General features: G+C 61.7%; 13 protein-coding genes. 8 read left to right on the top strand and 5 right to left on the bottom strand.

Annotated elements, in window-relative coordinates; all coding sequences use genetic code 11:
- Positions 1–14 precede the first annotated feature (14 nt).
- Entirely contained in the window at positions 15–1514 is a 1500-nt protein-coding gene (locus tag AEB_RS15755) for a CoA-acylating methylmalonate-semialdehyde dehydrogenase (protein ID WP_119083980.1), read from the bottom strand.
- 19 nt (positions 1515–1533) lie between these two features.
- Positions 1534–3438, bottom strand: coding sequence for an NAD(P)-binding protein (locus AEB_RS15750; RefSeq protein ID WP_231958782.1), 1905 nt, complete (start codon positions 3436–3438; stop codon positions 1534–1536).
- Positions 3439–3683: 245 nt separating this feature from the next.
- Between AEB_RS15750 and AEB_RS15745 the strand changes: the two genes are divergently transcribed.
- From AEB_RS15745 to AEB_RS15720, 6 genes are all read left to right on the top strand, one after another.
- Complete coding sequence (locus tag AEB_RS15745) at positions 3684–4619, top strand: LysR family transcriptional regulator (RefSeq protein WP_145985321.1); 936 nt, start codon at positions 3684–3686, stop codon at positions 4617–4619.
- 105 nt (positions 4620–4724) lie between these two features.
- A complete protein-coding gene (locus tag AEB_RS15740; RefSeq protein ID WP_119083978.1) occupies positions 4725–6038 on the top strand; it encodes an aspartate aminotransferase family protein in 1314 nt (437 codons plus the stop codon).
- A 23-nt stretch (positions 6039–6061) separates the two neighbouring features.
- Positions 6062–6595, top strand: coding sequence for a hypothetical protein (locus AEB_RS15735; RefSeq protein ID WP_119083977.1), 534 nt, complete (start codon positions 6062–6064; stop codon positions 6593–6595).
- Between the two features lie 50 nt (positions 6596–6645).
- Positions 6646–8097, top strand: a complete 1452-nt coding sequence (locus AEB_RS15730; RefSeq protein WP_119083976.1) for an amino acid permease — start codon at positions 6646–6648, stop codon at positions 8095–8097.
- On the top strand, positions 8094–10058 hold the full coding sequence (locus AEB_RS15725; RefSeq protein ID WP_197714449.1) for an NAD(P)/FAD-dependent oxidoreductase: 1965 nt from the start codon (positions 8094–8096) through the stop codon (positions 10056–10058). Before AEB_RS15730 ends, AEB_RS15725 begins: the two co-directional genes overlap by 4 nt.
- 281 nt (positions 10059–10339) lie before the next feature.
- Positions 10340–12901, top strand: coding sequence for a TonB-dependent receptor plug domain-containing protein (locus tag AEB_RS15720; protein ID WP_119083975.1), 2562 nt, complete (start codon positions 10340–10342; stop codon positions 12899–12901).
- Positions 12902–13061: 160 nt separating this feature from the next.
- Here the strand turns inward: AEB_RS15720 and AEB_RS15715 are convergent, their stop codons facing one another.
- Genes AEB_RS15715 through gabT form a run of 3 tightly spaced genes read right to left on the bottom strand, consistent with a single transcriptional unit; the run spans position 13062 to position 17564 of the window.
- Positions 13062–14774: an amidohydrolase gene (locus AEB_RS15715; protein WP_119083974.1), complete on the bottom strand. Its 1713-nt coding sequence runs from the start codon at positions 14772–14774 to the stop codon at positions 13062–13064.
- A 34-nt stretch (positions 14775–14808) separates the two neighbouring features.
- Positions 14809–16287 carry an NAD-dependent succinate-semialdehyde dehydrogenase gene (locus AEB_RS15710; RefSeq protein ID WP_119083973.1) on the bottom strand — a complete coding sequence of 493 codons (1479 nt, stop codon included), beginning with the start codon at positions 16285–16287 and terminating at the stop codon, positions 14809–14811.
- A complete protein-coding gene (gabT, locus tag AEB_RS15705) occupies positions 16284–17564 on the bottom strand; it encodes a 4-aminobutyrate--2-oxoglutarate transaminase (RefSeq protein ID WP_119083972.1) in 1281 nt (426 codons plus the stop codon). The genes AEB_RS15710 and gabT overlap by 4 nt, the downstream gene beginning before the upstream one ends.
- Before the next feature lie 306 nt (positions 17565–17870).
- Here gabT and AEB_RS15700 point away from each other — a divergent pair.
- Both AEB_RS15700 and AEB_RS15695 read left to right on the top strand, forming a co-directional pair.
- Positions 17871–19042 (top strand): IS3 family transposase gene (locus tag AEB_RS15700; protein ID WP_119081383.1). Its coding sequence is split into 2 segments (ribosomal slippage): positions 17871–18135 and positions 18135–19042, totalling 1173 coding nucleotides; the frame shifts between segments, so codons are not numbered across the junction.
- A 1285-nt stretch (positions 19043–20327) separates the two neighbouring features.
- A complete protein-coding gene (locus tag AEB_RS15695; RefSeq protein ID WP_119083971.1) occupies positions 20328–21578 on the top strand; it encodes a DUF418 domain-containing protein in 1251 nt (416 codons plus the stop codon).
- Positions 21579–21659: the final 81 nt, after the last annotated feature.

Genomic DNA, 21659 nt, shown 5'->3' with positions numbered 1-21659 from the left:
TTCGGCTGGAGGCGCTAACGCATGGTGGGCATGACGAAACCCTGATCGCTTACGGCGTCACCCGAGGGCCATCTCTGCGTGACCGTCTTGGTGCGCGTGAAGAACTTGATGCTGTCCTCGCCATATTGGTTGAGGTCGCCGAAGCCCGAGCGCTTCCAGCCGCCGAAGCTGTGATAAGACACCGGCACCGGGATCGGCACGTTGATGCCCACCATGCCGACCTGCACTATCGAGGCGAATTGGCGGGCCGCCGCGCCATTGCGGGTGAAGAGCGAGACGCCATTGCCATACTGATGGTTCGTGGCGAGGCTGATCGCCTCGTCCAGCGTCTCGGCACGTACGATCTGGAGGACAGGACCGAAGATCTCTTCCTGATAGCTGCGCATGGCGGGCGTGACCTGGTCGAACAGCGTCGGGCCCAGGAAATAGCCTTCCTCATGGCCCTGCAGGCTGAACCCCCGCCCGTCGACGACAAGCTCGGCGCCTTCGTCCACACCCATCTGGATATAGTTTTCGACCCGGGTCTTGTGCGCCGCGCTGATCACGGGGCCATAATGGGCTTCGCTGTCGGTCGAAATGCCCACGCGCAGACTAGCAATGGCGCTGATAAGCCGTTCGCGCAGGTCGGTCGCCGTTGATGCACCAACTGGGACGACGACGGGCAGTGCCATGCAGCGCTCGCCGGCCGAGCCGAAGGCTGCACCCATGATGTCGGCGACGGTCTGCTCCATGTCGGCATCGGGCAGAACGATGCCGTGATTTTTGGCCCCGCCCATGCACTGCATGCGTTTTCCTGCCGCCGCACCACGCGCATAGACCGCATGGGCAATGTCGGAGGACCCGACGAAACTGACGGCGGCGATATCGCTATGATCCAGCAGGGCATCGACAACGTCTTTGCCGCCGTGAACGACGTTCAGAATGCCCGCCGGCAGCCCTGCCTCAAGGGCCAGCTCTGCCAGGCGTACGCCCAACGAGGGGTCCCGCTCGGAGGGTTTCAAGATGAATGCATTGCCACAGGCGATCGCTGGCGCGAGCATCCACAGCGGAATCATCGCCGGGAAGTTGAATGGCGTGATGCCCGCCGCCACGCCGAGTGGTTGCCGCATCGAGAAGACATCGATGCCGGGGCCGGCGCCTTCCGTGAAGGCACCTTTAATCAGGTGAGGCACGCCGCAGACGAACTCGATGACGTCCAGCCCGCGCTGAATGTCGCCCTTCGCATCGGCAATCACCTTGCCATGTTCGGACGAGAGCAGATGGGCCAGCTCGTCCATATTATCTTCGATTAGCACCCTCAGATTGAACATGATGCGTGCGCGCCGCTGGGGATTGAGCTCCGCCCAGCCCGGCTGCGCAGCCTTGGCGCTGGCCACGGCCGCATCGACCAACGCTTGGTCCGCGAAGCAGACCTGCGCCTGGACCTGGCCAAGGTTGGGGTCGAAGACATCGCCCAGGGAGGCGTTTCCGCCAGACACGATGGTACCGTCGACGAAATTGAAGATCTTGCGCATTTGTCCCTCGTGATCGTCGTCAGGTCAGGCCACGGCTGATGAGGCATTCCTGCACAGCTCGGTTGGCCATATCGATGGCGACGTTTGTGTATGCGGCAGCGCCGGAGTCGGCGTTGGCGATGGCGATACGGCCGAAGGCCCTTCGGCCGAGTACATGGGGCCGCATTTCGTCCGGTAGATCGGGGTCCGCGAGCGTATCGTAGGTATAGGCATAGCCGTGCGGCCAGCGATTCACCGTGACGGCCAGAATGTCCTCTGCGGCGTCAAAGCCGGCGCTACCCAGCATCCGCTGCAGCTGCGAGCGGATTTCCCGCTCGCTGGTCTCGAAGGGCGTGTTGAGCATGTCGTAGCGCCCGGCGCGGTTCTGATCCTTGCGGGGAAGGCCGGGCTGATTCGGGTTGCGGACCATGTGAACCACGACGGCCTGGTCGGGATCCATCGCGCTCTCATAGCCGCCAATCTTCATGGGAATATCGAGGGAGACTGAGGGGTGATAGCCGTTGGGAGCGTGAATGGCGCGCACGCCCATTTTGGCCCAGGGTCTCCAGTTGCGCACCAGCACATTGGTATATTGCATCGGCACCTTGGAGGCGTAGTGCAGCGCTGCCTTCTGATCCTCCGGTAGTGTCGGTACTATGTAAGGCAAGATCATATTGAAGCACGCCATGATCACGTTCGCGCCGGTGACCGAAATCCGCTTGTCGTCCTTTACGTAGACCACGCGCACGGCCTTTTCCGTACTGAGCACAGGGGTGACGATATGCTCGACGCGGATCGCCATGCTGGACAGGCGAATGCGCGTCGCGTTGGCGGGATTGTCGAGCGCGGCATAGTTGGCCGGCGCCATCACGACGCTCTCCTGGTCGAGCGGACCGGAAAAGACGCCCGGCGTCAACCGGCTGACGAGCATGCGCGCGATGGAGGCATTGCCGTCGGGCCAGTGGAAATGTTTCGATTCCGCTTTGATGTAGCCGGGCAGTTCCATGCCAGCGAAGCCGACGGCGTCCGCCTGGATCGCGGCTTCATAGGCCGGCAGCGTGTCCACGCGCTTGTTGTTGCGATACCCGCGACCGAGAAAATAAGGCAGGCTGTCGGGCAGCATGCCGGCATGTTTCAGCAGGAAATCCTGATAGCTAAGGCTGCGCAGAAATTCCGCCTTCTGTTTGGCCGAAAGGGCCGGCAGATAATCCACTTTCTCCGTATGCAGGCGGATCAGGTCGTCGCGTACATCCGCGCGCAGCGGCGCTTCCTTGAAAAACTGATCCCAGGGCTTGGTGCCTGTCCCCGTGACAAGCTTGTCGCCGAGGAAATGCTCCCGGTCGAAGAAGGTCCCGCTGCCCAGACCCTTGTAGGGGTCCGCCTCATAATGCTCGTAGCTGTCCAGATTGACGCCCAGACTCGTCACCAGATTGGTCGCAACATAGCTTAAGGGGAAGGGGGCCTCGATGCTCATCGTGCCGCCGTATGAGAGGATGGTGCGGCCGTCGTGGTGGAACTCATTGCGTTTGGCATGTCCGCCAAAGTCGTCATGATTATCCAGTATCAGTATTTTGCGGTCGTCACCCAGCGCCTGCCGATAAAGATAGGCTGCGGAGAGCCCCGAGATGCCGCCACCCACGATGACGAGATCATAGTGTTCGCCGCTGTCCTCGGCCGAAATCTCGCCTTGGAATCCGCCGTCGCGCGCGGCATGGGCCACCTCGAATGAGCCGGGATACTGGCCGCGAAGGCCGGTCCTCAACGGCGGATAGTTTGCGGCGTCGGGAACGGGCGCCCCGGAGGCTGAGGCGCCGGATTGCGCGAGCGTACGTTTGCTCGTTACGAGGGCTGACCCTGCGACGGCTGTTGCGGCGACGCCGCCGATGAAATCGCGACGCCCGATCGGACGGCCCATCCCCAACATCTTGTCGGACCATTCCGCCATACCATACCCCTTCTCGCGCTTTCCGACTTGTGCATTCGCGTGATCCATCTTCCGATGGTCGAGCACAAGTTGCCATTGCTGAATGTGGCGGTGCACTACGGGCACCGGCTGGGGCGCGGGGACATTTACATTTTTGGGGCACTTGACGGCATTGTGACACCCGGTGACTGTTGGGTGAAAGGCACCGCACCGACTCGAGGGGTGAACGGTGCGGGCACCCACCGCGCAGCAACGAAGGTCTCATTTTGTCCGATAGCCGATTGCTCCCCCCTCTCGCCGCACTTCGCGCTTTTGAAGCGGTCGGGAGGCTAGGCGGCATCCGTCGCGCCGCCAAGGAACTCGAAATCAACCATGCTGTCGTCAGCCGACACATTAGATCACTGGAAACTTGGGTAGGCGCCCAACTCGTCATCCGCAATGGTGCCGCCAATGGACTGACACCGGAGGGGCAGGAATATTATCAGGAAATCTATGCGGCCCTGACCACAATCACCTCGGCAACGGGCAAGTTGATCCGAGCCCACCATGAGCTTAGGCTCAGCCTCTGGTGCGTCCCTGGCTTTGCCTTCCTTTGGTTTGCGGACAAGCTCGGCGATTTCATCACGGCCAATCCCGAAATCGACGTCGATTTTCGTCCTGCTGACCAGAGTCCGGATTTCCGCGGCAAGGAAGTGCATGGCGACATTCGATACCTGCGCGACTGGGAAGTGATAAACGTCTCACGTCTTGCCCACCTTTTCGAATTTGCCCGGCCCGATGTCTTTCCCGTTGCCAGTCCGGCCTGCGCGGCGCAGCTCCCCGAGATCGACAGTGCCGCCGATCTTCTCAAATGTCCGCTCTTGCATGAAGAAAATGATCTCGAATGGGTGCACTGGTTGCAGGCCCAGGGTGTGGAGGTCGAGGGCCGCATTACGGGTTCGCGGCTCTGGCATGCCCATTTGACACTCAATTCGGCGCGACAGGGCTACGGTATCGCACTGGCCAATCGGATGTTGCTGGGCGACGACCTCGAAGCTGGCCGGCTGGTGCCGATTAAGCTCAAGTCAGGCAGTTTCTCACCAGTCAACTTTGGTGCCTATACCTTTCTTGCGCGCGACGACCGCTGGAACGCGCCTGTGATTTCGCGTTTTAGGCGCTGGTTGCAGCATATCGTCGCCGCGGAAAAAAAGGGGATGCAATAGGGCTGCCTGGTGCTCGTTCAGCACCACTCCATTCAGCATTGGCATCTCCCCCCTCTCGCTCGGCCCGGGCAAGGTTTGCCCAAGGCGAAGAGGGAGCAGTCGCGCATGAGCGCAAACGACCTTTCTGGTTATTGGATGCCATTCACAGCTAATCGCCAGTTCAAGGCGGCGCCACGCATGATCGTCGGGGCGGAAGGCATGTATTTCCGCGGTCAGGACGGCCGCGAAGTGCTCGACGGGACTTCAGGTCTATGGTGCAGCAACATCGGGCATTTGCACCCGCGCATTGTCTCTGCGATCCGGGAACAAGCCGCATCTCTCGATTTCGCGCCGCCTTTTCAGATGGCCGTTCCGCGGCAGTTCGAGCTGGCAAATCGCCTTCTGGGCTTCGCTCCGCCGGAGTTCGGGCAGGTCTTCTACTGTAACTCCGGGTCCGAAGCTGTCGAGACCGCGCTCAAGATTGCGCTCGCCTATCAGCGAGCGCGGGGCGAGGGCGCGCGGACGCGTCTCATTGGTCGCGAGCGCGGTTATCATGGCATCAATTTCGGTGGCATTTCAGTTGGCGGCATCGTCGGAAACCGGGCCATGTTTGGTGCCATGCTGGCAGGCGTCGACCACATCCGCCACACGCATGATCCGGAACGCAACGCGTTTTCCCGGGGTATGCCGGCGCATGGCGCGGAGTTGGCGGACGATCTCGAGCGGCTGGTGGCGCTTCACGGTGCCGGGACGATCGCGGCATGTATCGTTGAGCCGGTCGCCTGCTCGACGGGCGTGCTGGTACCGCCGGTAGGCTATCTGGCCCGGTTGCGCGAAATCTGCGATCGCCACGGGATCATCCTGATTTTCGATGAAGTGATTACCGGCTTCGGGCGTGTCTGTGCACCCTTTGGCGCGCAGCGTTTCGACGTGGTGCCCGACATGATCACGATGGCCAAGGGACTGACCAATGGCGCAGTGCCGATGGGCGGCGTACTGATCCGCGGCGGCATCTACGAGACGATCTGCGACGCGGCGGCCGAGGGCACAATCGAACTCCCGCATGGCTACACCTATTCGGGCCATCCGTTGGCCTGTGCCGCCGCGCTCGCCGCGCTCGACGTCTATCAGGAGGAAGGGCTGTTCGAGCGCGCGGCGCAGATCGAACCCTATTGGGAGGAGGCCGTGCACAGCCTGGCCGATGCGCGCTACGTCACGGATATTCGCAATATCGGCCTCATTGCTGGCATCGAACTAGCGGCGGGCCCGGCCGGGCCGGGCAAGCGCGCCTACGAGGTCTTCCGACGCTGCTGGGAGGCTGGCGTACTCATTCGCGTGACAGGCGACATCATCGCCCTGTCGCCGCCACTCGTCATTGAAACTGCGCAGATCGACCAGATCATCGAGACGCTGCGTGCCGTCCTCGACACTGCCGACTGATCGAACACGGAGCAGGTGAAAACATGCGGCATAATTGCTTTCTTTCGATCGTCTGCGGCCTTGCCCTGGCATCGCTGCCTGCCATCGCGCAGGCGCAGACCCCAGACGCGGATATCTGCAAGAACGATCCGAGGTTTCGTGCCCTCGACTATGTTCTTGGCGACTGGGATGTCTATTCGGGCGAGGCGAAGACTGCCGAAGTCAAGATGGAGCTCATCCTTAACGATTGCGTCATCAAGGAAACCTGGACGGTCATCAATGGCCGATCGACCGGCAATGGAATCGGCCTCTTCAACTACTCGCCGCTGCTGTCGAACTGGGGCTACTACTGGGCGACCGACAACGGGTCGACCACCAGTTTTCGCGGCATGCTGATCGAGCCCGGCGAAATGCGCTTCATCACCGAACGACCGCTCGACGAAGGCAAGATGCGCCTGCGCCACTGGACCCTCTACGCCATGGAAGACGGCACGATCCGCGAACTTTCTGTTGGAACAGAAGGCGCGGACCAAGGCTGGACGACGGAATACGACCTCAGATGGGTGCGTAAGCCCTGAACGGCACCGACCGTCCGGCGCGATCGAAACAAGAAATGAGGCCCCAAGGCATGACAGAACCCACCAATGTTCCCGTCTCGGCTGCGGAGGTCTATCCAGGTGAAAAGGAACCGGAGCTTGGGCGGTCGCTGAAGGCCCGCCACGTTTCGATGATCGCCATTGGCGGCATCATCGGCGCCGGCCTGTTTGTCGGCAGCAGCACGTCCATCGCCTCGGCCGGCCCGGCCATCATCCTGAGCTATGGCCTGGCGGGCATCATCGTTCTCATCATCATGCGTATGCTGAGCGAAATGGCGGTGGCCATCCCCGGGGTGCAGTCCTTTCCCGAATTTTCTCGTATCGGCCTCGGCCACTGGGCGGGCTTTCTGAGCGGCTGGCTCTACTGGTATTTCTGGGTGATCGTCGTGGCGATTGAAGCCATTGCCGGCGCCGTTATCATGCAAACTTGGATCGATCTGCCGGTCTGGCTGATCGGCGTGGTCCTGACCGGGCTGCTGACAGCCGTCAATCTCATGTCCGCGCGCTCCTATGGCGAGTTCGAGTTTTGGTTTTCCTCGCTTAAGGTCGTCGGCATCGTCGTGTTCATCTTCGTCGCGGGCGCCTATGTGCTGGGTTTCACCAGCGGGACCGGCCCGACATTTGGCAATCTGACGGCTCATGGCGGATTTGCTCCCAATGGCGGCACGGCGGTGCTGGCCGCGACGACCAGCGTAATCTTCGCTCTGGTCGGCGCCGAGATCGCCACCATTGCTGCCGCCGAATCCGCAGAGCCCGCTCGCACCGTCGCCCGCATGACCGGGACGGTCGCGCTGCGCATTCTGATCTTCTACATTCTTTCGATCCTGCTCATCGTCTCTGTGACGCCGTGGACGTCGGTAGTGCCGGGCACGTCTCCCTTCGCCACCGCGCTGGAGGTGATGGGCATTCCGGGCGCAGCGACGATCATGAACATCATCGTCCTGATCGCCGTGCTGTCCTGTCTCAATTCCGGCCTTTACGTGACCTCGCGCGTGCTCTTCACGCTCGCCGCGCGCGGCGATGCGCCACAGGCGCTCGTGGCGGTCAATCGACGACAGGTACCGGTGCGGTCCATCCTCGTGGCAAGCTCTTTCAGCTATGTCGCCCTTGCCGCCTCAGTCCTCTCGCCCGAACTGGTTTTCAGCTTTCTGGTGAATGCCTCGGGTGCGCTCATGCTGATTGTCTATCTGATGATCGCGGCCTCGCAGATACGCCTGCGCAGGATCTTCGAAAACGTCTGTCCTGAACGGATCACGATCCGCACCTGGTTCTTTCCGTGGCTCAGCTATGCCGGCGTACTGGGTATCGGCGTCATCCTTCTGGCGATGGCGATCACGCCGCGGGTCTCGTCCGAATTCTGGTCCAGTGTCGGCATCACTCTGTTCTTCCTGGTATTGTTTCTCGTCTTTCGAAGGGGTCGGGCAGAGCCGCTCGATCCGCTGGCAGCCCCCAAGATATCCAGCAATGAAGGATCTTCGACATGACCCAACAGGACCGTCGCCTCGGCATGCATTGCCCGATCACCCGCCGCGACTTCGTTAGCGGCACAGCGGTCGCCATCGGCGCGCTTGGTTGGGGTGGGTCTGCGGCCGCGCAACTGACGGTGGGTGGCGCGGGCGAGACCTACCCGCCAGCGAAGACCGGCATGCGCGGCAGCCACCCGGGCTCTTTCGAAGTCGCGCATCTGATGCGGGACGGTGCGCTGGATCTGGACAGCGTGAAGGACCAGGGCGAGGTTTATGATCTCGTCATCGTCGGGGGCGGGCTGAGCGGACTTTCGGCAGCGCATTTCTATCGCAAGGCGGTCGGCTCGGACGCGCGCATCCTGATCCTCGAAAATCACGATGATTTCGGCGGCCATGCCAAGCGCAACGAGTTCATGGTCGACGGCAAGAAGGTCGTCATCAACGGCGGAACGCTGAACATCGAATCCCCAGCGCGCTACAATCTCTGGGCGCGCGAGGTGCTCGACGACATGGGTGTCGATCTTGCCCGCTACGAGGTCGCGAACGTCGAGAACGCGACGCTCTACAGCGAGATGGGGCTTGCCCGCGGGCACTTCTTCGACAAGGAAACCTGGCAGGTAGACCGGCTCGTTGTGCCGGAGGCCGGTCGCAGATCGGACAGTGTCTTCACGTCGGCGTTCCTGGCCAAGACACCGCTTTCACCCAAGGCGCGCGGGGACTTGCTTCGGCTCGTCGCGGCCGAGCAACCCGACTATCTGGCAGGCATGAGCGTGGCGGACAAGAAGGCCTTTCTCGCTACAACGTCGTTCCAGGACTATTACCTCAAGACCGTCAAAATCGATCCACAGGCGCTCTGGTTCTTCCAGCAGATGGGGACAGGCAGCTTCTGTGTTGGCGCCGACGCGACGCCGGCGCTGTTTGGCTGGGTGCAGGGCTATCCCGGCTTTTCCGGCCTCGGTCTCGGCCCCATTCCGGACGGGCTTTTCTCAGATCTTCCGGGCGGCCAGCACGGCCGCCAGAAGGAAACTCACGTCGCGGTGCATTTCCCAGATGGAAACGCCACCGTCGCGCGGCTGCTCGTCTCCTCGCTTGTGCCGAACGCGACCAGCGGCCGCACGCAGGAAGACATGGGCACCGCGATGTTCGACTATGGCCAGCTCGACTTGCCGAGCAACCCCGTGCGCATTCGCCTCAACAGCATTGTCGTCAATGTACGTCATGATGGCGATCCGAGCTCGGCCCGCGAAGCCATTCTCACCTATGCCAATGGCGATCAGCTCAAGTCCGTGCGCGGAAAGTCGGTCATTCTGGCGTGCTGGAACATGGCGATTCCCTACATGATGCCGGAATTGCCCGAGACACAGAAGGAGGCGCTGGCCTACGGCGTGAAGGGACCGCTCATCTACACGAACGTCGTGTTGCGCAACTGGCGGGCCTTCCAGAACCTGGGGGTCTCGAGCATCTCCACACCCACCATGTTCCATGACTCGGTTGCATTGACCGAGGCTGCGAGCCTCGGGGCGCTCAGCCATGCGCGCTCGCCCGATGAGCCGATTGCACTGCACCTGACCAAGTTCATGAACAGCCCCGGACTGCCGCGCCGAGACCAGCATCGCATCGGGCGCGCGGAGCTTCTCGGGCTGAGCTTCGAAACCTTCGAGCGCGAGACGCGCAGCCAGCTCGCGCGGCTGCTCGGTCCCGGAGGTTTCGATCCAGCTCGCGATATTGCGGCGATCACAGTCAACCGCTGGCCGCATGGCTATGCCTACACTTACAACAGTCTCTACGACCCGGTTGAGTGGGTCTACAGCGAGACGGAAACACGACCCTGTGTGGTGGGCCGCAAGCCGTTCGGCCTTGTTGCGATTGCGAACTCCGACGCGGCCGCGAGTCCCCATACGGACGCTGCGATGCTCGAGGCACACCGGGCGGTGAGTGAAACTATCGAGCGTGAGACCTATCCTTTTGCAAGACGCTGAGTGATTTAATATTTGAATATTAACGAAAGTCAGGCCCGCCATCGCTATGATGGCGGGCTTGTTTTCCGTTCCCGATTACCTCGGAAGCCGGTGCGCAAAAGGCACCAGGACGTGCGTGCTTGGCTCCTTCCGCCCGGGGGGGCGGTAGCGTCATGATCGCACTGCAGCAAATGAACTCGCACATGCAGCAAGGAGAATGCAGGCGCATAACGGCCATGACGCTGCCGACATGAGGCCGCGGGACGAAATGCCCGCTTGTATTCCATGACAGGGGGAAGCAGATGAAGATCAAGACCTGGACCAGTGGCATCGCGCTAGCGGTTGCCCTGATCGACGCCGCGCCGGCCTTCGCGCAAACTGCCGAACAGGAAGACGAAGCGACCTCAGCGATCATCGTCACCGGGACACGCCGCGCTGACCGATCCGCGCTTGAATCGACGGCACCCGTCGACGTGCTTTCGGCTAGCGACCTTGCAACCCAATCTTCGGGAGACATGAACACGATTCTTCGTGGCCTCATTCCGTCCTTCAATGTTGGCCGGTTCGTCGGCATCAATTCGGATGGTTCGGGCTTCGTGCGTCCTCCCACGCTGCGGGGCCTGCCACCGGATCAGATCCTGGTATTGGTGAATGGCAAGCGTCGTCACCGCTCGGCCCTCGTGCAGCTCAACGGTGGTGCGCTGGCGAGCGGTGCGCAGGGACCGGACATTTCGCAGATCCCGGTCATCGCTGTGGAACGCATCGAAGTACTCCGGGATGGTGCTTCCGCCCAATATGGCTCGGACGCCATTGCCGGCGTCATCAACTACACGTTGCGCAGTGCCCGCTCGGGCGGCGACGTGCGAACGCGCTATGGTCAATATTATGAGGGCGACGGCCAGAACTATCAGGCTGCGATGAATGTCGGCCTGCCGCTCGGTCCCGATGGCTTCATGGACGTGGCAGGCGAGTTCTTGGACGCAGGCTACACCAGTCGCGGCGGCCAGCGCATCGGCGCGCTTGCCACCAAGCTCACCTATCCGGACATGGACATCGACGATCCGGTCCAGAAGATCGGCGATCCGAAAGTCCGCTCCTACCGCCTGTTCTTTAACAGCGGCCTGGCCGTTTCTGACAAAGCAGAAGTCTATCTGTTCGGCAATTATGGCCTCACGCGGCAGGAATTCCAGTTCAACTGGCGCCAGCCGGTCGATGCCGTGGGCCCGAACCGAACCGATACCGGGACGGCGAACTACGGGCGTTCCAGCGTCTTCAACGACATCTATCTCGACCAGTTGCCCGACGGCACATGGGACGCCAATGGCGCGACCTATAACTTCCTCTCGCTCTACCCCAATGGTTTCACGCCACAGTTCAAGGGCAAGGTTACCGACACCTCGCTCACGGGCGGATACAAGGGCGAGTTCAACAACGGAATCACCTATGATGTGAGCGCCAGCTACGGGCAGAGCCGCGTAGACTATACGATGTCGAACTCGCTCAACTCGTCGCTCGGTCCGGATTCGCCCACCGATTTCTACATGGGATCGCTCGAACAGCGCGAAACCAACTTCAACGCGGACCTGGCCTATCCTTGGGAAATCGGCCTCGCTTCCCCGATCACCATTGCGGTGGGTGCAGAACACCGTACCGAATCCTATGAGATCGTGCTGGGCGATTTGCCTTCCTATGAGGCCGGTCTCTATTCGGTGCAGTATCTCAGCGATGGCCGGGTCGCGACTCAGGCGCCTGGCGTCAGCGGTTTTCCCGGCTATTCTCCCAACTTCGTCGTGAACAACAGCCGCCGCAGCTATGCTGGCTATCTCGATATCGAGGGCGACCTGTTCGAGGGCTTCACGCTCGGTTTCGCCGGTCGCTACGAGCATTTCTCGGATTTCGGCAGTACCACCAACGGTAAGGTGTCTGCACGCTACGCCTTCTCGCCACTCATCGCGATCCGCGGCACGGCGAGCACCGGCTTCCGCGCTCCAACGCCGGGTCAGCTCTACACGACCGCCGGTATCACCTTCTTCCAGGGCAACAGCCCGGCGGACAGCATCACGTTGCCTGCCAGCAATCCGGCCTCCATTGCCTTCGGCGCGGAACCGCTGCGGCCAGAGAAGTCGACCAACCTTTCCGCCGGCTTCGTGCTGACTCCTGGCGGCGGTTTCAACCTGACCGTGGACTATTACAACATCGCTGTCCGCGATCGCATGGGGCTGGCCTCCTACATCAACATCACGACCGACGATCAGCGCACGATCCTGCGGGAAGCCGGCTTGGCCAACTGGGCGACAGTGAGCTACATGCGCTACTTCGCCAATGGTTTCAAAACCCGGACACAGGGCGTCGACATTACGGCGAGCCATCGCGGCTATACTGGCATCGGCCTGTTCAACACGACGCTGGCGGTCAACTACAATGTCACCCGCGTCGTGAGCCGAAGCTCCAATGTCGTCGACACACTGCGTGAGAACCAGATGGAAGAGGGACTGCCCCCGTGGCGCGTCACGCTCACCGAGAACTGGTCTCTCGGCAAATGGTCGATCACCGGACGCGGTTACTTCTACGATGGCTGGGTCAACTGGAACACCGAGGCCAACGGGGGGAAGCTGGATATCGGCTCTGAATTCGTCGCAGATCTGGAGGTCGCCTACAAGATCAACGACAACTTCACGCTCGCTGTCGGGGGGGAGAATATCTTCGACAATCATCCGGACGAGGACAACCGCGCGCCCGGCCAGCCCAATGCCAACTGGTATGAGGCCACACAGGCGACTGTGAGCGGCTCGCGCTACATCGACTCGTCGCCCTTCGGGTACAATGGCGGCTTCTGGTACGTTCGCCTGAACGCAAAATTCTAGCAGTTATTGCACGGGCTCAGATAGAGCGGCATCCGCGTGATGCCGCTCACTTTTTTGTGTGGCGCAAAGCGATCGCGAACCGCTGAAGCCAAAAGGAGAGGGCCGTGCCACAAGGCACGGCCCTTTGTTCATGGTCGGGGCGGCGCATTGGCGCCGGCGTTCAGGGGCGCTGGTAGACGAGCTTTCCGCCCACAAATGTCATCTCGACCTGGCCGTTCAGGATCGTCTCCGGGGCGGACGTCAGCGGATCGAAGGGAAGAACGATCATGTCGGCGAGCTTACCCGGCTCGATAGTCCCCTTTTCCCCCTCTTCCCAGGAGAGATACGGTCCGTTGGACGTGTACATGCGGATCGCTTCCTTGCGCGACACCGCCTCCTCAATGCCATGGACCTTGCCGCTCTGCCCCTTGCGCGTGATTGCCGTGTAGAGGCCGACCAGCGGGCCGATGGGCAGATTGTCGCTGCCGAAGGCCACAAACAGTCCGAATTTGTGGGCGGGTGTCGCGACCGAATTATTGTGTGCCAACCGCCACTCGTCGAGCGTCTGCTGGTAGCGCGCCTCGAGGTTGTAGAGGAAGTTTGGCTGCTGGGCGATCATGATGTTGTCGGTCCTCATGATCTCCATGGTCGCGTCCGGCGGCATGATCGTGAAATGGTCGAGGAACCAGCGATGGTTGCTCGATGCCCTGCCGGTCTTGGCGAGCGCGCGATGATAGGCGTTCACAGTCTGCACGATGGCGGCATCGCCAATGGCGTGCAGGCCCATTTGCCAGCCGAGCGCAGCGGCTGAGTCCACAAGCGATTGCAGTTCCTCATCGGTGAAGCGGCCTTTGCCCCGAAAGCCCGGCTGTCCCTTGTAATCGACCAAGAGCCAAGCGGTTGGCCCCGTAAAGCCGCCGTCCACCAGGTTCTCGCCGATGGGACCAAGCCGCAGGCGATTGTCGCCATAGCCGGTGCGGTGGCCGAATGCCTTGAGTCGTTCTTCGCCAGGATGCGAAATATACATGGTCATGCGGGGCAGACAGTCGCCCATTTCAGCGTAAATCTCCCGCGCCCGGCGGAAGGTCATATTGGGGGGCGGGTCGGCGATGCCGCCCTCGCCGACTGGTTCATCGTCGATCGTGCCGCTGGCATTGAAGACGGTTGTTATGCCAAGGGCGAGAACGTCTCGCATCCAGCCGATGTAGCGGGGACGCATCTCGGCCCAACTCGGCTGCGGGATGAAGTTGCGCACCAGGTCATTGCGCTCGCGAATAATGCCGCTCGGCTCACCCTGCGCATCGCGTTCGATGAGGCCGCCGGCGGGATCTGGGGTGGTTCTGTCGATGCCGGCAATCCTCAGCGCCGCGGAGTTGGCGACGCCGGAGTGCGCTCCCGCGCGCGTCAGATAGACCGGATTGGCCGGTGCCGCGGCGTCGAGATCGGCGCGAGAGGGGTTGCGTTGCTCGGCGAACTTCGCCTCGTCCCAGCCGTTGCCGGTAATCCATTTGCCAGGCCCGAGCTCGCGCGCCTTAGCGCGCAACATGTCCTGAAGCTCCGCGATGCTGCGCGCGGCCCCGGATTCGATGTCGCCGGGCGCAACCGGGGTTGGGTGGACGTGCGTATCGGTAAAACCGGGCATCAATGTCTTGCCGCCCAGATCGATCTTCCGCGTTGCTTCATAGGCCTCGCATAGGTCCAGCCCGCCAACGGCAACGATCCGCTCGTCGCGTACGGCAACCGAAGAACCGATGGAGAAAGCGTCGTCGACTGTGAGCACGTTGGCGTTGCAGATCAGCAGATCGGCATGGTCGCGAGCGAGTGCCGGCAGTGGGCTTGCACCGAGAAGCAGGCCAAGCCCCACAGGGAACAGCACCTTGCGTCGCTTCACCATGCCCGTCTCCTCTCAGCAGCTGGCGGCGTGCGCGTCAGATCGGTGCGACGCTCGTGCAGACTAGTTTCAAGTTCAGATACTCATCCATGCCATAGCGCGACCCTTCGCGACCGAAGCCGGACTGCTTGACGCCGCCGAATGGCGCGACTTCCGAGGAAATCAGACCCGTGTTGAGGCCGATCATGCCACATTGAAGGGCCTCGGTAACGCGATGGCTGCGCGAGAGATCGCGGGTGAAAAGGTAGGCAGCCAGGCCCGCAGTGGTATCGTTCGCCATCGTGATCGCCTGCGCTTCCGTATCAAAACGCACAATGCCTGCAACGGGGCCGAAGGTCTCTTCGCGGCAGAGCAGGGCATCGGGAGTCACATCGCGTATCAAGGTTGGTTTGAAGAAATGGCCCGCACCATCGATGGCTCTGCCACCGGTCACGAGGGTGCCGCCCTTGTGCAGCGCATCGGCGACATGCCCGCTGGACTTGGCAATGGCCGCCTCGTTGATGAGCGGGCCGAGATCGACCCCCTCGATCAGGCCTGCACCGACACGGATGGCGTCGATCCGCTCCGCCAGACCGTCGACGAAGCGATCGTAGATGCCGGCCTGCACGAAGAAGCGATTGGCGCAAACGCAGGTCTGCCCGGCATTGCGGAATTTTGATGCGACCGCGCCATTGAGGGCCTCGCCCAGATCGGCATCGTCAAAGACTATGAAGGGCGCGTTGCCGCCAAGTTCCAGCGAGACCCGCTTGACGCTGGCCATGGCGCGGGTCGCCAGCATGGTGCCGACACCCGTCGATCCGGTGAAGCTGATCTTGGCGATATCCGGATGGCTCACCAGCACATCGCCGATGGGTGCCGCCGTGCCTGTCACGACGTTGAGCACGCCGTCGGGCAATCCGGCTTCTCGAGCTAGAAAGGCCAGAGCCAGCGCGGAGAAGGGCGTGAGGTCCGAAGGTTTGACGATGACGGTGCAGCCGGCCGCCAGAGCCGGACCGACTTTGCGCGTGATCATGGCCAGCGGAAAGTTCCATGGCGTGATAGCTGCGACCACGCCGACCGGCTCGCGCATGACGACAAGGCGCTTGTCGCGCGCATGACCGGGGATGACATCGCCGTAGGTGCGGCGCGCTTCCTCGGCGAACCACTTGATGAACGATGCGGCATAGGCGACCTCGCCCCGCGCCTCGCCCAGAGGCTTGCCCTGTTCACTCGTCATGATCCGGGCAAGATCTTCGGTATGCGCCTGAATGAGGTCATGCCACCGATGCAGAATGGCGGCCCGCTCGGGCGCACTATGCTGGCGCCAGGCGGGGAAGGTGGCCGATGCGGCTGCCACTGCCTGAAGCGTCGCTTCGCTACCTAGATCCGGTACCGACCCCAGACAGGCACCGGTTGCAGGGTCCGTGACGGTTAGCTTTCGGTCTGAGCTCACCCACTCGCCGCCGATGAGGGCCGTCTGACGAACCAGCTCCGGTCGCACCAGACCAACCGGCTCCCAAGCTTCGGGCAACCTCATGGCAGCCTCTTCAGGGCCTGCTCGAGCAGGACGAAGCCCTCTTCGACCAGCGCGTCCGATGCGGTTAGCGGCACCAGAAGGCGCACGGTTTCGCCGTGCACGCCGCAACCTAGTACGACAAGCCCCGCATCGAGCGCTCTCTCGATCACTGGCTTTGCGCCACCGGCAAGAGGCAATCCATTCCTCGCGGGGTCGAGAATATCGAAGCCGATCATGGCGCCTAGGCCTCGTGGCGCAGAGACGAGCATAAGGTCGTTCCGGCCGCGCCACTGCTCGATCCGTTCGGACATGGCGGTGCCGATGACCATGGCGCGTTCGATCAGGTTTTCCTCGGCGATAACATCGAGCACGGCGAGCGCAGCCGTGCATCCGACCGGTGAGCCGCCATAGGTGCCGCCTAGGCCACCCGGCTCCACGCAGTCCATGACGTCGGCCCGGCCGATGACGCCGGAGAGCGGGAAGCCGCCAGCCAGGGACTTGGCAACGGCGACGAGGTCGGGCTCGATCCCGCTATGTTCGATGGCGAACATGCGGCCGGTCCGCGCGAAGCCGGTCTGGACTTCATCGGCAATAAGCAAAATGCCGTGACGGTCGCAAATCTCGCGCAGGGCGCACAGCAACGCGGCCGGTGCCGGATGGAAGCCGCCTTCGCCCTGCACCGGTTCAATGATGATGGCCGCGACGTTTTGGGGCGGAATGTCGGCTGCGAAGAGGAAGTCGAGCGCCTTCAAGCTGTCTTCGACATCAGTACCATAAGCCGGGTTCGGAAAGGGCAGGTGAAAGACGTCCGGCACGACGGGGCCGAACTGGAACTTGTAAGGGAAGACCTTGCCGGTCAGCGCGCTTGCCAGTGCACTGCGTCCATGAAAGCCGCCGGTAAAAGCAATGATCCCCGTGCGCTTTGTCGCCGCCTTGGCGATCTTCACGGCATTTTCGGTCGCTTCCGCGCCGGTGGTGAAGAAGATCGTCTTGGCGGGCGCTTCGAACGGGGCCAGCGCGTTCAGCCGCTCCGCGAGCGCCACATAGCTTTCATAAGCCATGACCTGAAAGGCGGTGTGCGAGAAGCGCTCGAGCTGTGCGGCGACCGCTCTGGTCACATGGGGATGGAGGTGGCCAACGTTCAGAACCGCGATGCCGCCGGCAAAGTCGATATAGCGCCGACCTTCCACGTCCCAGATTTCGGCATTTGATGCCCGATCTGCGAAGACCGGTGTTGCTGTGGAAACGCCGCGTGGGACGGCAAGGTTGCGGCGGTCAAGCAGGGAAGAATTAAGCATTCGGTTCGATCTCGCGAAATCTGTTCTTATTCGTGACCCGAAAGGCGGACTGCTGCCATCGTTTCGCTTGTTGTCGTAGCGCTTTGCGGTTGTGCTGACCGGTCCGGGATTTTTCTTGCTGTGGGAACGGAATGGCTGTTGGACTTGTCGATGTCGTTTCCGGGACAGCGAGATATGTCCTATATTTGCGCGTGCACGATAAGGTGCTTTGTATCGAAAACCCGGTGCCTTTCAGGCACCAGTGAGGTGGTCCCGGAAATCTGGACAGGGTGCTAAGCTAATCCCGACCTGAGGAATGGACGGGAAATGAAGAAGACGAGGAAGCGGTACAGCGCAGATTTCAAGGCGAAGGTGGCGCTGGAGGCGCTCCGGGGTGACCTGACCCTGGCCGAGCTGGCAGCGAAGCATGGCATCCACCATACGATGATCGCGGCCTGGAAGCGCCAGGCTGTCGAGGGAATGGGGAGCACGTTCTCCGGAGCCGGCGATGCAGCCAAGGCAGCCAGCGAGGCCGAGGTGGAGAAGCTGCACGCCAAGATCGGCCAGTTGGTCGTGGAGCGGGATTTTTTAGCCAAAGCCTCCGGTCGATGAGCGTGGCACGGAGGCGTTCGATGATCGAACCTGCTCACCACCGGCTGTCGATTGCGGCGCAATGCCGGCTGCTGTCGATCAGCCGGTCTTCCTATTATTATGCGCCGGTGCCGGAGACCGACGAGACGCTGGCACTGATGCGGATGATCGACGCGGCGTTCCTCGACATGCCATGGTATGGTAGCCGCCAGATGGTCCGGCACCTGCGCCGCGAGGGCCACGATGTCGGCCGACGACGTGTGCGGCGGCTGATGGCGAAGATGGGCTTGTCGCCGATTTACCAGCGCCCTCGGACCAGCGATCCGAACCCGCAGCACCGGATCTATCCGTATCTTCTGCGCAAACTGGTGATCGAGCGCCCCAACCAGGTGTGGTGCGCCGATGTGACGTATATCCCGATGCGCCGGGGCTTCTTGTATCTGGTCGCGGTGATGGACTGGGCGACCCGCAAGGTGCTGGCCTGGCGGCTGTCGAATACGATGGACGCCGGCTTCTGCGTCGCCGCACTGGAAGATGCGCTGGCGCGCTTCGGTAAGCCGGAGATCTTCAATACGGATCAGGGTAGCCAGTTCACCAGCTTCGCCTTCACCAGCGTGCTGCGCAACGCAGAGGTCAAGATCAGCATGGACGGTCGAGGCCGTTGGATGGATAATGTGTTCATCGAGCGGCTGTGGCGATCTCTGAAGTATGAATGCGTCTATCTCCACGCCTTCGAGACCGGCTCGGAGCTGCGCACTGGCCTCCGGCGATGGATCACCTATTACAACACGCAGCGACCGCACTCGGGTCTCGCCGGGCGGACCCCGGCAGAGGCCTACGGGCGGATCAGCGAACCAGATCATGGGGGGCATGCCCCCCATGATCTGACGACCAGACTGGCGGCATAATCACATCGGGGATTAGCTTAACTTCGTCGCCGACCTGTCCAAGAAGGCGGAACCACCTCACCAGCCCGGCTTCTCGGCCTCTCAGAACCGTCGATGAAGGCTGCGCATTAACCTGTTCTTTGTCATTACGTCGTGGCGGTGATCGCGAGGATATGACCCAGGGGACACGGTCGTTCATGCCTAAGCGATCCGGCTGTCGCGGATCTTTTTTACTTCAGCCAATCGCTGTTCCATTTGGTTGGAATAATCCCTCTTCCAGTTCGGCCTTCGGATCGGAAGATGCGTCGCTGATGCGTGCCGAAGGTTGGCAGGGAGTCATGGCAGGCTCTTAAGCCCGTCGCCTTCTAGACTGTCGCCGCCTGTGTATCCTGCTGCGAGAAAGCGCGTAATCGCCAAGCGGAGGAAGACCCGCAAGCTCTATCGGGATCGATAACCCAAGGACAGAGCGCCTCGAGCGCGATGAAGTGATTAGGAGCCGATCCGCGGGCTTCATCACGGCCATCGATCATGCCGGTGCTGCCCGAACAGGCCAAACACGTGGAGCCGGCCGGTACTCATCGCCAAACAAAAGCCCTTGCGTCGGTGGGTCGGCTACGAGGCCCCCTTTGTCGATCAGCAGGCGGACGCGGGGCATCATAATCCTATTGGCGAGCACGATGGTGGGAAGAGCCACGTCGTCTGCGTTTTGCGACCGGTTTCGCTACTGGGGCCCCCCCTTATCTGCCCCCCGGGAAAAATAGCGTGTGAAATCTCGGTCGAGATGCAAAGATCGCTGGTTGCGGGCAGCCGCACATGTATTAAAATGGACCTCGGAAAGAGCAAAAAATTGTTTAAAATCACGCGATTATCTTGCTCGCGTGGGGAAAGCTGTGGGAAAAGCTTCTCGGCTTGGGAAAATGGTATGTTGGCCAGTGAGATAGGGTCGATTTTCGAATCCCTCCCTCTCCGCCACCACCCTATCCCCGACAGCTGAATCAGGCTGTAAAAATCTAGGGATATGCGAGATCCGATCGAGCCACTGACCGCTACCCGTGCCGGCTACATCGCCGCAGCATCAGAGCTACTCCCACCACGTGCGTTCGTTCGAATTTATGGGTTCACGGCCTAGTAAGCTTGCGATGACAACGCATGAAGTCGCGGATGGGACGACTTATTCGACCGCCAAGTCGGGGCTGATGTCCAATCATGGTTAGAGATACAAGTTCGTGAGTCGCCACAGCTTCGTGCAGAAGACACTTTTCGCGCTCATCAATTCGGCATAGCGGTTCGCCCAAGGGGGAAATCCATGCCAGATCCTAGCGAGAGCCAAACCGCTGACATGACGCCCGTTGTCGACCGGATCCATCTCATCGACAGCCTACGTGCGGCGGCGCTCTGCGGTGTGATCCTGTTCAATATCGTCGCGATGGTCGCGGGGTTTCTCAGCCGAGAGCTTCTGCTGAGGGCGAGCCCCGTCGACCTGGGATTTGCGGCGGTCGACGTTCTGCTAATCCAAGGCAAGGCGCGGTCGTGCTTTGCGTTGTTGTTCGGGGTCGGCTTCGGCATCCTAATGGAGCGCGCCAACTCGCGCGGACAGGATTTCACGCGCTTCTATCTCCGGCGTATGGCCGTATTGCTGGCGATCGGCCTATGCAATCTCACCTTCCTGTTTTTCGGCGATATCCTGATCCTCTATGCATTGCTCGGCATCTCAATGCTGCTGTTTCGTGGCTGGGGCAACCGTGCGCTGTTGGTTGGCGGGCTAGCCCTCGTCGTCTTGCCGCCGGTGGCGCAGGGAATCGCCGAGGCCGCCGTCGGCGGCCCATTGCCTAATCTCGCCGGCCTTGGCCCGGCGCAGATCGAGGGGCTGATGCCGGCCAGCGTCCAAGCCTATCGAGGGAGCAGCTTTTCAACCTATGCGATGGCGAACTGGCGATACTATCTCGACATGTACCGGGTCCATACGGCCGATACGCTTGTCTACAATGCCAGCGTGCTCGGGCTCTTCCTGCTAGGGTTGTGGGCAGCGCGCAGCAATGTACTGACCGACATCGAACGTTGGCGTCCCTTCCTCCGTCGGGTCGTCTGGTGGTGTCTCCCTGCGGGCTTGCTGCTGAGCGTCGTGCAGGGCACCCGGCACCTGGGCATAGCGGCGCATGGCGCGGCCTATGGCGTCGTTACTGCCTCCTATGCCGCGCTCGCCTTCGCCGCCTTCGGCTATATTGCGCTGCTCTGCCTGTTTCTGACGCGCGGCCGCGGTCGCCAGATCCAGAAGGTGCTGGCGCCGATGGGGCGGATGGCGCTGACCGGCTACCTTGCCTCCAACCTCATCGGCGCGTTCGTCTTTTACGGCTGGGGCTTGGGATCGATGTCCCGCTGGAGCATCACCGGGCTCTGCCTGCTCGGCCTGACGATTTTCGCCGGGCTCTGCGCGTTCAGCGCGGTCTGGCTGCGGTTTTTTCGGTTCGGCCTCGCCGAATGGGTATGGCGATCTCTCACCTACGGATACCCGCAGCCTTTGCTGAAGCCCCGTGCCGCCGTAAGGGCGCCCGCCTGAACGGCACGATCTTTTTGAGATCAGGGGGCAGCCCCCGCATCGCTCGTGGCGTTGACAACGAGAACATCCCGGCCGCCGCAA

This window comes from Altererythrobacter sp. B11 (genome assembly GCF_003569745.1).
Lineage (GTDB): Bacteria > Pseudomonadota > Alphaproteobacteria > Sphingomonadales > Sphingomonadaceae > Croceibacterium_C.
This window is presented reverse-complemented; position numbering and strand designations above follow the sequence as displayed.